This window comes from Paenibacillus sp. sgz302191, assembly GCF_057749925.1.
The window spans coordinates 15857-30085 of sequence record NZ_JBYLHY010000046.1 but is presented as its reverse complement, the minus strand read 5'-3'; the positions used below and the strand labels follow the sequence as shown (position 1 = coordinate 30085).

At 52.6% G+C, this 14229-nt stretch carries 14 protein-coding genes and 4 tRNA genes; 12 read left to right on the top strand and 6 right to left on the bottom strand.

Features of this window, described 5'->3' with window-relative positions:
- The first annotated feature begins 314 nt into the window (after nt 1–314).
- The 9 genes from AC3G2T_RS35910 (at nt 315) to AC3G2T_RS35870 (ending at nt 4300) form a co-directional block, all read left to right on the top strand.
- Complete coding sequence (locus tag AC3G2T_RS35910; RefSeq protein WP_474686788.1) at nt 315–566, top strand: DUF1450 domain-containing protein; 252 nt, start codon at nt 315–317, stop codon at nt 564–566.
- A 110-nt stretch (nt 567–676) separates the two neighbouring features.
- Entirely contained in the window at nt 677–1186 is a 510-nt protein-coding gene (locus AC3G2T_RS35905; protein ID WP_474686789.1) for a ferritin, read from the top strand.
- A 174-nt stretch (nt 1187–1360) separates the two neighbouring features.
- Complete coding sequence (locus AC3G2T_RS35900; protein WP_474686790.1) at nt 1361–1822, top strand: hypothetical protein; 462 nt, start codon at nt 1361–1363, stop codon at nt 1820–1822.
- 13 nt (nt 1823–1835) lie between these two features.
- A complete protein-coding gene (locus AC3G2T_RS35895) occupies nt 1836–2534 on the top strand; it encodes an AIM24 family protein (RefSeq protein WP_488438452.1) in 699 nt (232 codons plus the stop codon).
- 136 nt (nt 2535–2670) lie between these two features.
- Nucleotides 2671–2745 (top strand) — tRNA-Gly (locus AC3G2T_RS35890).
- 4 nt (nt 2746–2749) lie between these two features.
- Nucleotides 2750–2826, top strand: a tRNA-Arg gene (locus AC3G2T_RS35885).
- A 24-nt stretch (nt 2827–2850) separates the two neighbouring features.
- A tRNA-Pro gene (locus tag AC3G2T_RS35880) sits at nt 2851–2924 on the top strand.
- A 5-nt stretch (nt 2925–2929) separates the two neighbouring features.
- Nucleotides 2930–3000: transfer RNA gene (locus AC3G2T_RS35875), tRNA-Gly, on the top strand.
- A gap of 775 nt (nt 3001–3775) precedes the next feature.
- The gene (locus tag AC3G2T_RS35870; protein ID WP_488438451.1) at nt 3776–4300 is read left to right on the top strand and encodes a hypothetical protein; all 525 of its coding nucleotides are present in this window, start codon (nt 3776–3778) and stop codon (nt 4298–4300) included.
- A 22-nt stretch (nt 4301–4322) separates the two neighbouring features.
- Here AC3G2T_RS35870 and AC3G2T_RS35865 read toward each other — a convergent pair whose 3' ends face one another.
- The 5 genes from AC3G2T_RS35865 to AC3G2T_RS35845 form a co-directional block, all read right to left on the bottom strand.
- Nucleotides 4323–4970 (bottom strand): hypothetical protein, encoded by a 648-nt coding sequence (locus AC3G2T_RS35865; RefSeq protein ID WP_488438450.1) that lies wholly within the window; start codon nt 4968–4970, stop codon nt 4323–4325.
- Nucleotides 4971–5375: 405 nt separating this feature from the next.
- Nucleotides 5376–6671: an MBL fold metallo-hydrolase gene (locus AC3G2T_RS35860; RefSeq protein ID WP_488438449.1), complete on the bottom strand. Its 1296-nt coding sequence runs from the start codon at nt 6669–6671 to the stop codon at nt 5376–5378.
- Entirely contained in the window at nt 6671–8347 is a 1677-nt protein-coding gene (locus AC3G2T_RS35855; RefSeq protein ID WP_488438448.1) for an ABC transporter permease, read from the bottom strand. The genes AC3G2T_RS35860 and AC3G2T_RS35855 overlap by 1 nt, the downstream gene beginning before the upstream one ends.
- Before the next feature lie 8 nt (nt 8348–8355).
- Nucleotides 8356–9444, bottom strand: coding sequence for an ABC transporter substrate-binding protein (locus tag AC3G2T_RS35850; RefSeq protein ID WP_488438447.1), 1089 nt, complete (start codon nt 9442–9444; stop codon nt 8356–8358).
- Nucleotides 9445–9595: 151 nt separating this feature from the next.
- Entirely contained in the window at nt 9596–10594 is a 999-nt protein-coding gene (locus AC3G2T_RS35845) for an ABC transporter ATP-binding protein (protein WP_488438446.1), read from the bottom strand.
- 168 nt (nt 10595–10762) lie between these two features.
- On the opposite strand from AC3G2T_RS35845, the gene AC3G2T_RS35840 reads away from it, so the two are divergent.
- Nucleotides 10763–11659 (top strand): LysR substrate-binding domain-containing protein, encoded by an 897-nt coding sequence (locus tag AC3G2T_RS35840; protein WP_488438445.1) that lies wholly within the window; start codon nt 10763–10765, stop codon nt 11657–11659.
- Between the two features lie 124 nt (nt 11660–11783).
- The gene (locus tag AC3G2T_RS35835) at nt 11784–12650 is read left to right on the top strand and encodes a hypothetical protein (RefSeq protein ID WP_488438444.1); all 867 of its coding nucleotides are present in this window, start codon (nt 11784–11786) and stop codon (nt 12648–12650) included.
- 393 nt (nt 12651–13043) lie between these two features.
- Here AC3G2T_RS35835 and AC3G2T_RS35830 read toward each other — a convergent pair whose 3' ends face one another.
- The gene (locus tag AC3G2T_RS35830; protein ID WP_488438443.1) at nt 13044–13358 is read right to left on the bottom strand and encodes a hypothetical protein; all 315 of its coding nucleotides are present in this window, start codon (nt 13356–13358) and stop codon (nt 13044–13046) included.
- Between AC3G2T_RS35830 and AC3G2T_RS35825 the strand changes: the two genes are divergently transcribed.
- Nucleotides 13344–13934 (top strand): permease, encoded by a 591-nt coding sequence (locus AC3G2T_RS35825; protein WP_474686800.1) that lies wholly within the window; start codon nt 13344–13346, stop codon nt 13932–13934. The genes AC3G2T_RS35830 and AC3G2T_RS35825 overlap by 15 nt on opposite strands.
- Nucleotides 13935–14229 lie beyond the last annotated feature (295 nt).

Below are 14229 nucleotides of genomic sequence, written 5' to 3'. Positions count from 1 at the left end.
GACTTTCGCAGATTTTACGTGCTCAACTGACAGTGGGCAAGTTTTTGGAAAGCCTCTTTTTTACAGGTATCTGCGGGTGGCTGGTGATATTGGTCATTCACAGTTTTTATACTATGCCGGTGATGCCGATGATCCATTTCCGGTTGGATGTAATCGTTTGTCACCCGCAGGGTGCGCGAGCGGTGAATTTCCCTGACGGTTTATCTCATCGCCGGCGAGTTGGCCGGGCCGTCCGTTTTTTTGATTGACATTGATAATTATTATCAATATTATGAGTAGTGACGGTATCAAGCCAGGCGCGGGGAGAGGGATACATGAAAACGATCAAATACTGCTGCAGAAATGAAAAACTCGGCTCCAAACAAATATATAAATCGTTGAAAAACGAATATCCGGACTTGAAACAGAAGAAAAAAGACTGTCTGGGCAACTGCAAGCACTGCAAAAAACAATGCATCGCCATGATCGGCAAATCGGAATTGCTGTGCGCGGCCTCTCCCGACTTGTTATACGCGCAGCTCAAACAAATCATTGCCGAATCCAGAGCGGAAAGCGTGATGGCATGAATACCGATTTGCTGAAGCTGTTATTTCCGTTTGTATTTCTTGGTGCAATTCTGGTAATCTTGTATGTGTGGGGAATACGTAAAAGATAACCATAAGAGAGGTGTGCAAAGATGTTGAACGATACACTTACTGAAGCTCTCAACGAGCAAATGAATTACGAATTTTACTCTGCGCACGTCTACATGGCCATTGCCGGTTATTGCGCCGCGGAGAGCCTCGACGGCTTTTCAAACTTTTTTATCGTACAAGCCGAAGAAGAGCGGTTCCATGCGATGAAAATTTTCAAATTTATTAATGACCGCGGGAAAAAAGTTTCCTTCAGCGGAATGGAGACGCCGCAAAACGAGTATAGATCGATTTTGGACGCTTTTGAGCATGCCTTCCAACATGAGCAAGAGGTAACCCGGCGGATTTACCATCTTTCCGACTTGGCGCTGAACGACAGGGAGCATGCGACGATTCATTTTCTAAAATGGTTCATTGACGAGCAGGTGGAAGAGGAAGCCATGTTCGACAGCATCATCAACAAACTGAAGCGGATCGATCAGGACAGCAACGCATTCTTTATGATGGATGCCGAATTTGCACAGCGCACTTTCACTCCTCCGGCCGCGGAATAAGATACGATTTCAGAAAAAGCTTGCTCTTTTTCACAAACACATTTGTGAGAGAGGGCAAGTTTTTTGGTTTTGCGCGGGGCGTTGTTTCATTGGTTTCAGAAGCAGTTTTGCAGTATGATAGAGATAAAGATATTGTTATGAAACGTCGGATTATGCCGGGGGACGGGGGATACTGTGCAAAATCGTAGGAGCTTTCGAATTGGACTTATTGTATGTGTGCTGTTCATAGCGGTCAATTGCTCGTATTCCGCTCCTGCTGCGGCTTCCGGTTGGCTGGACCGGATCAGGGACATTTATCAGCTGCCTGACAATGTGGAGCAGATTCAAAAAGACTATGAAGCTACGAAACAGCAGCTGGAAGAGCAAAAAGACAAGCTGTCGGAAGCGATGCGCCGTTCCCAGGAAACCGAGGAGCGTCTGCTGGCGCAAAATCAAGCGTTGCTGCAAGAAAACGATCAACTGCAAAAGCGTCTGCAGGCCATGGAACAGCTTGCCCTCGACAAGGAAGCGCGAAACCGGAAAATCGCCTACATAGTGTCGGCGGCGATAGCGCTGCTGGTGTTATATTTTGCGCTGGGACGGATCGTTCGCCTTATCGTCTGGCGCAGGCAGAAGAAGAGAGTAAGATTACGATAGGAGGCCGGCCCATATGGAGCTGACATTCGAGCAAGCCGATCAACATGCCCGTATGGCCACTTTGGCTGTCGAAGCTAACGAATCCGTTCACGTCCTGCACCCGAATCAAATTGCCGCCTTTCAGGGGCTGTCAGGGCAAAGAGAGGATTCCTTGATGAAGCTTCCCGGCATGTACCGAAAAAAGCGCCTGATCCAATCGCGGATTCATGGGCCTGCGAGGTTTATGCTGGGACTTCCCGAGGGATACTATTTGAAAGTGATTACGCTTGGCACCGAAGACGACCTCCTGTATGAATTCCGCCATGTGTTGTTTTTCACCGACGGCGTGAGCTTCTCTTCGCATATTCAAAGCGTGAAAAACTCGCTCCTGACACAGGATTTTGTGAAAATGAAATTCAAGGGACCGGGCATGCTGGGGCTGATGACAACAGGGCCGCTGTATGCCATGGAGCTTCACCCCGAACGGCCGCTGTACGTCGATACCGCGTGCCTTGTCGCTTATCCGCAGCAGGCGAGCCTGCGTCCGTGCGTGTACGGGAACACGCTTGCCAGCCAGCACATGAACTACCACTGGGAGATGACAGGCAGGGGGACCGTTCTTCTGCAGCCCTGCAAGCCCGACCGCAAGCTGGACGGACATATGCAGGGCGACAGCCTGCTGAAGCGAATCGCGCGGGAAGTCATCCCGTTCGGCGGGGTTTTTATCAAATGACGATTCAATTTAAAATGAAAATAAACATTGGAAAAAATTTTTTTAAAAAAACATTTGCTTTTTCTCGCAAATACTGATATATTATTTCTTGTCGCTTCTGAGAAACATTACGAGAACGGCAAGCAGAATGACCCATGCGGAAGTGGCTCAGGGGTAGAGCATCGCCTTGCCAAGGCGAGGGTCGCGGGTTCGAATCCCGTCTTCCGCTCCATTAAGTGCCCATAGCTCAGCCGGATAGAGCGTTTGACTACGAATCAAAAGGTCGGGAGTTCGAATCTCTCTGGGCACGCCATTTCTTTACTAAGCTTCATACTATCGGGACGTAGCTCAGCTTGGTAGAGCACCTGCTTTGGGAGCAGGGGGTCGCATGTTCAAATCGTGTCGTCCCGATACGCGCGGGTGTAGTTCAATGGTAGAACTCCAGCCTTCCAAGCTGGTAGCGTGGGTTCGATTCCCATCACCCGCTTCATAAGAAATGCTTGAAACCCTTGCTGAGCAAGGGTTTTTTGTTTTGTATAAGAACTTCGACTGGGGCTCAGGAAAGCATAAACTATGAGTGTTCATCCCATGAACTCCATGAAAAGATGGAAGTTGGAGCTGATTCAGCTACATGCACGGTCATGGGCGGCCCAAATCAGAGGAATGACGGTATGTTCTTCGGTCACCTCAAGTAGCCTTGATCAGTGATCGGGAGAATGGAAGCGAGAAGAGTCGGCAGGGTTCAGTGATCGGAGAGAAGAACAATTGTGTGTGAAATATCATACAGAATGGTTCTCTTTCCCTCAATTTGAGCTATTGTGTATGAATTTTCAAACAGAATGATAGATTTTAACGCAAGAAGGATCATTCTGTATGATTTTTCGAATTTGATCCTACAGATCAGGGATGGCTAATGATGAATGAGCTGATCGGCCGATTGCAAAGTGAAACAACCAAGGAATATGAAAGGAATATGCTCTACCCATGAATAAAATAAACAGCGGCAAAATATTTCTCTGCAGGTATTCTACCAAACATACATTCTGTATGAAATTTTCGTCTAACTTGAGTTATACCTAATTAAGGGGTTTCAAAAAGCCACCCGGTTTTCTGTTCGGGTAACTGTTTTGGTGACGCTGCCAACGGTTTAGCTAGTCAGGTGGCGGGGCACAATACTACTGGATGCTTGCCAGTTCCTTTTAGGAAGAGATCGAGACCTACTGCATCGATTACTGTCTGAACAGCGTCAAAGGAGGTTCGTCATGCCAGATATCACTCCAAGCAATGCACAACATCTTGCCCTGGGGATCAACCTGGGTTGGATTCAGCAGGGTGCAGCGTACGGCGGTCGGCCGCTTCACGAGATGACCGCCGACCTGGAACGGATTCGCAATCACGCGGCTGCTGCTGGCTACATCGGCTTCAATAACTACATCGATGTCGCGCTGAGCAAGTTGAACTCCAATCAGCCTCCCGCAAGCATCCTTTCAGAAATTGAGGCGCTGGTAAGGGTCTTCCAAGGGGGAGTAACAGGTCAGGCAGCTCAGGCCCTTTCTCTGGGAATTAATCTCGGCTGGTTGCAACAAGGTGCCCGAGCAGGGAACCTCCCTGTCACGCTGGCGACAGGTGATCTGAATCGTGTAAAGGAGCACGCTGCACTTGCCGGGTATCACGGATTCGAGACCCATGTGAACGCCGCTTTGTCAAAGCTCAAATCGGGTCAACCCGTTACTGCCATAGGCGATGATGTCACAACACTCATTGAGCTGTTTAAAAGCCAGAGTTGAGCCAACCTCAGTTGACCGAGTATTAAATACACCTTTTGCCATGCCAAGGGTTCGCGGATGTTTCTGTTCCACTCCACCACGACCCACTGAATGAGTCTCCGGAAAAATTAAAACGGAATCCTCCTGAGCCTCCCGGTTCTTCACGCCATTGCCCTGTCAATTCATTATCAAATAATGAACCTCGAACAATTGTGCCTCTTATCGTTTCGCCGTGAATATTTTTATATTCATATGTGCCCGTTACATTGAATAATTGATTGAAGCTGTCACCTGATTGATTTAATTGCATTCTTCCCCAATTAGTATCCCAACATCCTGCTACTCTTGCTGGGGTCGGCGGCTTGCACCTGACTTGATCGTAGTCGAGGATAGAGATCCAACCGTACACAAAATTGTGCCCAAGCGTTGAAATTGGATAAAAATTTATTGTGTTACCGGTTATTAAACTTGGCTTGATCCAATTGTTACAACAGGCAATTGATGTAGTAAAGTCACGTCTATCAATATAACCCTTAACAAAGTTCCGTGTATTCTGGAGAGATATATTTTCGGGCCAAAACCAGATCCCTTCACCGGTTCGATCCAGCCTGAGCCGTGACCAATCACCGACACAAAAATTCGTAAAATGTACCCGCCGCCATTCCATAGCAAGTTCACTTTCATTGTTCAACTTTTTCCTTCTCCTTTTACCACTTATTCCTAATCCACGTAGGTAGTGTGGATACTGCAGATGATAATAGTCTATGCCTAATCGGAAAATATGAGTTTGTACTGATGCCCATTTCCAAGATGCCCCGGCACCTGTTAATTAGAGTTTTTAATGATGATATTTTTATAAAGAGTGACTTTGTCTACCGAGTGAATACCTAGTCCAGCGTTGCACCATCAGTTCAAATATTTAGCTCAATCTGTAATTCATATAATCCCTCTGTAAGCTGGCGCTGCCTTCATATTGGAGGATCAAATGGTGATATCATACCAATAAGCGATCAGGAATTACTTCATGAATGAGCTTGCTTCAGCAAAAATAGCAAACAAAAAACGGCCAGAGCGATCGCGCGCTGGCCGTTTTTGTTCAGGTTACACTCAACGTATCTCCGATAACCAGGGAATGCAGCCCCGCATACCCCTCCGCGGCTAAAATGCCGCACAATGCGTCGGTAGATGCTTTGCGCGCGTGGACAAGCGCCGTCTGTTTGCTTGGCAGTGCGGCCAACATCGATTTTACGTCCGGCATGCCTTGGTGCACCTTGTACCGGACGAAGCTAGCGCAAGGGTCGCCGCTGTCCAGCAAGCGCCGGCCCAAGCTGCCCTGGGCCAGGTGGCCGGTCAAAATGACGCGGTAACCGCCGCGCTGCCGCAGCGTTTCGTGGTACCAGAGGCAGCGCGGCGATTGCATCATGCCGTCGTTCGTAAACACGATGGCGCCCTCCGCGCCGCCCAGCGCCTGTACGCGCTGCGCCTCATGGTCTACCGTGACCATGCGCCCATGGCGCAGTCCGCGCTCTATGCGCGCTGCAGCGCCTTCCTGCAGCCACTCTGTCCACTGCAGCATTTGGCCGAGCGCGTCGACGAGCTCTTTTTCGACGACGATGCGAGTGTCCGCAAACGTCTCCTGCGCCCACAGCAGCAGCTCCTGGCCTCTGCCGTAGGTCGGCACCGGCAGCAGCACCGTTTCTCCCCGCGCGATCGCTTCGCTGGTCGCATGCCTTAGCTGCTCAAGCTTTTGAGCTTGCGTATCCGGGTCCGTTGCATAGGCCGCATCGACGATCGCCAGATCGATGGGGAGATGCGGCATATTGCGCCGCTCCGCTGCCGGAGGCAGCGCGGGCCGATCCGCAGCGAGCAGCGCCGACTCCGCCGTATAGTCCCCGGAGAAGAAGGCGAGGCGGTCCTCCAGCTGCAGCAGCAGCCAGATCGAGCCCGGCAGATGGCCGCTGCGGCCCCAACAGACGCGCAGCTTCGGCGAGATCGCCAGCCATTCCCCCGGAGCGGCCGCTTCTTCGATATAGGCGTATTGAACCGCCTCGATATGCCGCTCCTCGTACGGCAGGCTGCCTCCGCGGGAAGCGACGTACTGCTTCCATGCGCCGAAGTAGGCAGGCAGCTGCCGGACCGTGGCCCGCGTCGTCCAGACTTTGCCGCGATAGCCGAGCTTATACAGCGTAGGAACGGCCATCGAATGATCCTCATGGGCGTGGGACAAAAAAACCGCATCCAGTGCGGCTACGGTCTGCTCGGATAAGGAGGGGTACTCCCCGGTGCCTTCCTTTTTGACCCCGCAATCGAGCAGCACGCGGGTTTGAAGATGTTCGATCAGATAGCTGGAGCGGCCGTGCTCTCCGGCTCCGCCCCATACGGTTGCTTGCATTATTTCACACTCCACTTTTTGTTTGCGCTCAAGATGTTGATGCCGAGCAGCATGAGCGTCGTCAGTCCGACGGATACTACGGCCATCGCCATGCCCAGCGATACTTTGCCCTGCTCGAATTGCGAGAAAATGTACGTCGCCGACGTTTCCATCGATGGGGGAAGAATCATAAGAGATGCGACCAGTTCGCGTACCGAGATGGTGAAGGTCATCATCCATCCGGCGACCATTCCCGGTATGATGAGCGGCAGCAAAATCCGCCGGAAAATGTACGCGGCGCTCCCTCCGAACACCCGGCCGGCTTGAAACAGCGATTCATCCAGCTGGGCGAAATTCGCTTTGACATACTGTACCGTGTAAGGCAGGAAAAAGACGGTATACGTCAGGACGACCATGCCGTACGTATTGTACAGCGGAATCGGATTCCAGGGCGCATTCCATAGCAGGATCAGACCGACGACGATAACGATGCCCGGCACCGTATTCGGCAGCAGGCTGAACAAGTCGGTCAAGCGCTGCGGCCACGATTTGGCACGCCCGATCATTAGGGCGAAATAGGTGCCGAGAATGACGGACAAAGTTGCCGCCACCAGCGACAAGCCCAAGCTGTTCAAGATGGCCAGCATGCTTTTCGAGCCCCAAGTGAGCAGCTCTGCGTAGTTGTGCAGCGTCAGGTTGCCCCACGCGAGGCCGACGCCGCGCAGCTTCATCAACGACGCCGAAATGATCGAGAAGTACGGCACGCCGATGGACAGCAGGATCAAACCGAGCACGTACAGCCATACAAGCGTGCGCGTCCAGCCGTTCAGGCGGTACACCTTGCCGCGGGAGCCTTTGCCGCCGACGAGCGAGTACGTAAACCGCTGACTGACGAGCGTCTGGATATACCAGATGAGCAGGCAGGTGCTCAGCAAAATCGAAGCGAGCGCCGTCGCTTTGCCGAAGTCGATCGGCCAGCTCGAAATGTACTTATGGATTTCCGAAGTAAGCACATAGAAACCGATTTTGCGGCCGAACGTGGCCGGCGTGCCGAATTCGGCAATCGTTTTGACGAAGATGAGCAGCGCTCCCATCGCATAGCTGGATAGCAGCAGCGGCATCACGACGCGCCTGAAGCTGTACAGGAAGCCGCCGCCGTGAACGCTTGCCGCCTCTTCCTTGCTGCCGCCGATCTGCACGAGCGCGTTGCGGAGAATCAGGTACAAAAACGGAAATAAATGAAGGCTCATAATGGCAATCATGCCGAACTCGCTGAAAAAGACCGGCGTCAACCCGGCCGCGGGAGGCAGCAGCTGCTCCATAAAGCCGCTCTTCTGCATGAACAAAATCCAGCCCATAGAGCCGATGTAAGGCGGAGTCATGAACGGAATCAACAGAACGATATCGAGCCAGGTATGCTTTTTCAATTCCGTTCTGGACAATATCCAGGCCAGCGGCAGCGCCAGCACTGTCGTCCCTGCGACGACGTACAGACCGAGCCGGATGGAGTTCCAGAACACTTCTCCGAGCTCATTTTCCATAATCGTACGCAGCGGAGCCAGCAAATCCAACTGCTCTCCGGAGTGCACGCTCGTTAAAAAAATGAAAAAAAGCGGGACGACCACCAGCATCGCCAAGATCAGCAAGGCAAGCGTCATCCCTAATTTTTTATAAGAAACTGTCTGTGTATTGTACATGCAAGCCTCTATTTGAACAACTGCGTAAATTTCTTCGTGACGGCATCGCCGTTGCTATCCATCCAGTTCCAGTCCACTTTCATTTGCGGAATTTGATCGATGCCCGGACGGTTGATAGGAGCTACGTCTTTGCGGCCTGGCAGCAGGTACGTTTCGGCAACCATTTTTTGCGCTTCGTCAGACAACAGGTAGTCGATGAACGCTTTGGCGTTGTCCACGTTTTTGCTCGATTTCATAATGGCTGCGGGACGAGGGCTGATGACGGTGCCGCTTGCAGGATAAATCATATCGATCGGCTCGCCTTTGGCTTTGGCCTGGTAAGTCATGTAGTCGACGCCTGCCGCCACAACGCTTTTGGAGCCTGTAATGACCGGATCGAGAGCTTCCTGGTTGGCGCCGGCCATCGCAACGCCGTTTTTCTTGAATTGATCGATCAGATCCCAGCCGGCGTCGCCTTTGGTGCTCAAATAGCCTGTCACAAAATCCAGCGCAGAGCCGGACAATGCCGGGTCAGGAATGTTCACTTTGCCTTTCCATTCTTCCTTCGTCAGGTCGGCCCATTCCTTCGGCGGGTTTTTCACCAGTTTCGTGTTGTAGCCGATACCGAGCGCCGATGCGCTGTAACCGAAGAAGCTGCCGTCTTTATCCGACCATTCCGGAATTAATTTGTCGGCATTTTTCGCTTCTTTGTATTCCAGGGTAAGCCCGCTTTTCTTCAGGCCCTGTGCGGAAGGCAGCGAAGCCAGCACAACTACGTCGACTACCGGATTGGCTTTTTCGGCTTCCATCCGGGACAAAATTTTTCCCGTTGTGCCCTGGAACATCTCGATTTTTACGCCGGTTTTGGCTTCATAGCCTTTTTGGATGCTCTCGGCCAGCTCTTTGGGGCCTGCGCTGTATACGACAAGTTTGCCGCTAAGTTTCTTTTCTTCTGTTTTTGTCTCTTTAGCGGGCTGTGCGGTTTGCTCCGTCTTTGGAGCTGGGCTGTTTGCCGGTGCTGCTGTCTGTTGCGAGGCTCCGCAGCCTGCGATTCCGAAACCGACCATGGCCGTAAGTACCAGTAACGCTCCGTTTTTTAACCCTGTTCCCTTTTTCATTGATAAAAAGCCTCCCTAAAATTTGTTACCACATAAGAATGATTAAGTTCTTTACAGCGCTAAAGCGCGTAGAACAGCATTCTTATTGGCGAATAAACCTACCTCTGAACGCGGTCGCTCATCTTCGAATAGACTTCGATAGAGGTTTATCTCATGAAATTTGATGAATATGCTGCGGCGATATGTAAATCTCCGTCTGCTGTCCGACCGGCATGCGGATATGGTGATACGCCGTCCATATGCCCCTGGCCCCCATGTCCAACTGCACTTCGTAGCGGTCGCCCAAATAGCTGATGCTGCGGATTGTGCCCGTGTACGTCTCGTACCCGGACTCTGACCCGGTGGGGCTGCTGCTGCCGATGTCGCTGCCTTGCTTCCACCGGATATGTTCCGGACGAAACATGCGACGGTCTTTCTCCAGCCAGTTCGACTTGCCGATAAACTGCGCTACGAAAGGGTGCGCCGGCGCGCCGTATATTTGCTCCGGCTGTCCGATCTGGAGGATGCGCCCTTCCTTCATGACGACGATCTCGTCGGACATCGACATCGCCTCGGTCTGATCGTGCGTGACGTACAGCGCGGTCAAGCCGATGTCCCGCACCAGCGCGATGAGCTCCAGCCTCATCTCGTCCCGAAGCAAAGCATCGAGAGCGCTAAGCGGCTCATCGAACAGGACGAGCTGCGGCCGCGTCACGACCGCCCGGGCAAAGGCGACCCGCTGCTGCTGTCCGCCCGAAAGCTGGTGCGGATAGCGGTCCTCCATCCCGCCGAGCCTTACCGTGTCGATCGCCTCCTGCACCTGGCGCTTCAGATCTTTCGTCTTCCGCGCTGCGCGCAGCCCGAAAGCTACATTTTCGAACACCGTCATATGCGGCCACAGCGCGAAATCCTGGAACACCATCCCGAAGCTGCGGCGGTTCGCCGGCTTGTCGATGCGGCGTTCGCTCGAAAAGATGCACTCGTCGCCCGCGAACAGCTCGCCGCGATCCGGCGTCTCCAGGCCGGCGATCATGCGCAGCAGCGTTGTTTTGCCGCAGCCCGAAGGCCCCAGAAGTGTGGTGAAGCGGCCTTTGCGAATCCGCAGATCCGTGGACTGCAGAGCTTGTACCTGTCCGAACGATTTTTGCAAGCCTTGAATTACGACGTCCATGAACTTCCCTTCCCATCTGCCAATCTAGCCTCAGTGTACAGGCGGAAATGCAGGGAAATATTATCGCCAAGTAAAATATTTGTTAAAAATATCAATGCTATCTATTCAACTCCATAGATTTTTTCTATACTGGTTCCGTAACGATCTCTGGAGGCAAGGGTGAGGGCCATGAACATGAATTTACTGAAGTTGCAAATTGTCGAGCTGTTGGAGAAGCATGAAAAAATTACGGCGGTGGCCGATGTGCTCGGTTTGAAACAGCCGACGGTCACTTTTCATATGAAAAGCCTGGAGCAGGAGCTGGGCGTTCAATTGTTCGAATCCCGCGCGGGCAAGGTGCATTTGACGGAGGCGGGCAAATCGCTGCACCATTATTCGGTCAAAATCAACTCCTTGGCGCAGGAAGCCGTCAGGGTCGTCAAAGAATTCGATCAGCTCGGCAGAGGCTCTTTGAAAATCGGGGCAAGCTATGTGCCGGGCACCTACATTCTTCCGCGTATTTTAAGCGAGTTCGCCAAAGCTTACCCGCGAATAAGCCTGTCGCTGATGGTCAAAACCGCCCCCGTCATCAAGGACATGCTGCTCAATCACGAGATCGATCTCGGGGTCATTTCCAGCGAGCCGTTCCAGATGCCGCCGTTGATGGCTGAGACGCTGTGCGAGGACGAGCTGGTGCTCATTTTGTCCCCGCGCCACCGGTTGGCCCGGTATGCCCAACTGTATCCCGATCAACTGGAGCAGGTTCCGTTCCTGCTGCACAGTCCGGAATCGAGCACGCGCCAAATGACGGCAAAATGGGCGCAGAGCAACCGCATCGAGCTGAATGCGCATATGGAGCTGGACTCGCTGGAGGCGATCAAGCAGACGGTCATGTTGGGCGAAGGGGTTTCTTTCGTATCCAGTTTGGCCGTCCGCAAGGAAGTGGAGCGAGGGGAACTGCTGACCCGGCAAATTCCGCAAAATGTGTATAATCGCTACGTGTACTGCGCATACAATCTGGATCGCCGGCAGTCGGCTCTGATGGACGGGTTTATCGGTCATCTGCGCAGTGCGTTGTCCGGTTAACACAAACGGAGGGGGTGAGTGCGTCCATTTATTTACAAAAACAACACATCACACGAACATTAAGATTACAATTGCTCTCTATAGTCTACGTTGTAAGCACATTCCAATTTTGAAGGAGATGTCAATGATGAGACAAAGAAGCAAATGGATCGGCGTTCTGGCGGCTACGGCATGTACGGCGCTGCTGGCAGTATCCCTGGGTGCGCCTGTGTCGGCTAAGGCGGCAAGCAACATGGTGCCCGATTATGAGGTTAAGCTGCTGCTCGACCCAAGCGTCGTGCTTGACTCCGACCACAAGCTGAACAGCACGGTCCGCACCGCCTTCGGCATGCCGGAAACCGTCACCAAAATGAACGTGCAGTTCATGGACACGAACGCTAAAGACATCTACGACAACGGATGGGTTGCCCGTGTCCGCAAAACAGAGGGCGAGAAAGATTTTGAACTGACTTACAAAAAGCGTTACCCGATTACAAACGGCAACATCGATGCGGCATTAACTACAGCCAATCTGGAAGGCTTCGATTCCAGCGATACGAACTACGAGGCTCAGATCGAATGGGGCTATCAAAATCAGACGCTCAGCTTGTCCAGAGTGAAAACCGACAGCAAATCCGGCTACAGCGGCATGGATCTGCCTTCCGCCAGCGATTCCCGCAAGCTGCTGGTCAATAATGTTCCCGGCAAAATGGACAAATGGGTATATACCGGTTGGGGAACCGACATGCTGAACGCTTCCCGCATCTACGGTCCGGTGCTCGCCAAGCGTTACATCGGCACATGGAGCGGTCTGAAAACGTACATAGAAATTTGGCCGATTAAAAATGCGTCCGGCACCGGCACGGAATATGTCGTGGAAGCATCCTTCAAAACGACGAGCCGCACTACCGCTCAGCAAAAGCATGACGACTTGATCGCGTACTTGCAGGGCAAAGGCTGGTTCCTGCCTCAGGACTCGCTGAAAACCCAACTGATCATGGACCGTTACTAATTCGAGGCGCAGCCGCTCGGGGGCGTCGCCGCATGGTGGGTGGTCGGCCTGCTCTGTGGGGGCGACCGACCGCCGTCATGCAGCGCAGCACCGCGCGCTGGGAGCCTGAGTGCTGCGAGCGGTGAGTGGTGCGGCCGATGCTTCCTGTCTGGCAAAACCTGCGAAAGTGCAGGAATTTTCTTGGAAGAAGGTTCATTTTGGCGAAAAGCCTGCGATTGTGCAGGAATTTTCGCTGAAAATGAACCTAAGACCTTGTGTGCGGCAAAAAGCCTGCACAATTGCAGGAATTCTTTGCGACCGGCGTATCAGGGGTGCAAATTCATGTACATTTGCAGGTTTTCTTCGTGCAGCCGGGCAAATTGTGGCTATCCCCTCTAACGTGAGGGGGTTCATTCACGCAGCCATGCGAGAGCGGCCATGCCAGCAGGCGGTCACGCCGGCAGGCAGATGGGCGATCTGGCTTGGTTTGCGTTTTTCTTCTTCTCCTCCGCTCGTTTTCGAAAGAAAGCGGGCGGTTTTCTTTTTGTGCTTGCTGAAACTAATATTGTTAGTTATAATACTAATATAATTAGTTTTTTTGGCGAAGGCAGGGGATCGTGAATGAGTTTTATTGTGTTTATGATTTTGTTTTGCGGGTTGTGCGGCTGGTTGGATGTTTCGATTGAAAGAAAAGCGAAAGGGGAGGGGATGTAAATGTTTGCCGGACATTTTGGTCTTGCCGCCGCGGTGAAAGCGAAGCGCCCTGAGGTGCCGTTATGGGCTTTGATGCTGAGCACGCAGCTTCTTGATGTTATTTTTGTTCCTCTTTTTGTGACGGGTGTCGAAACAATCGATAGCAGTCACGGTACGGGGTATGGCGAGGGCGTGATTCACGCGGACTATACGCATTCGCTCGCCGGTGCGGTGCTTATTGCGCTGATCGCTGGCTTGCTGGCCTGGAGCCGCTGGGGGCGGAAGGGCGGATGGACGATTGCGGGGATGGTGTTCAGCCACTGGATTCTGGATCTGCTCGTCCATCGGGCTGATTTGCCGCTCCTGCCCGGTAATGCGGGCGGGTTTCCGCTGCTCGGGTTCGGCCTGTGGCAATGGCCGGCTGTCAGCGCGGTGATGGAAGCTGCGCTGATCGTGGCGGGCGCGGTCATGTACGGCCGCTCGGCGATGCGGAGGGCGAGGCTTGCAGGGGCGCGCCAAGCGGCAAAGAGCAGCCTGCTTCGCGCCGGAATTGCCGGAGGCGTGATGGCGCTGCTGCTGGTGTCGGCATTGATTTTGGATATGGCAGGTTGATAGTACAAAGCGGGTTCCCGAAAGCGAGGGGGACTCGCTTTTTTTGTTAAACGCGTTGTTATGGTCGACCGATGCCTCCGTCATGCAGCACAGCACCGCGCGCTGAGATCCGCACGCAGCCGCAGAGTTTCCGGTTTGGGGCGTCAATCTGTGTATAGTTTTTCTTTGGGGGTAGCCCATTTGCGTTATATAATATTACATATTAAGTTATATTATTTTTGAAATTTCGACAAATTTCAAGTATGATCGTAGTAATTGTATGTAAGCTGACATAGACGTCAATGGGGGAAGGGGT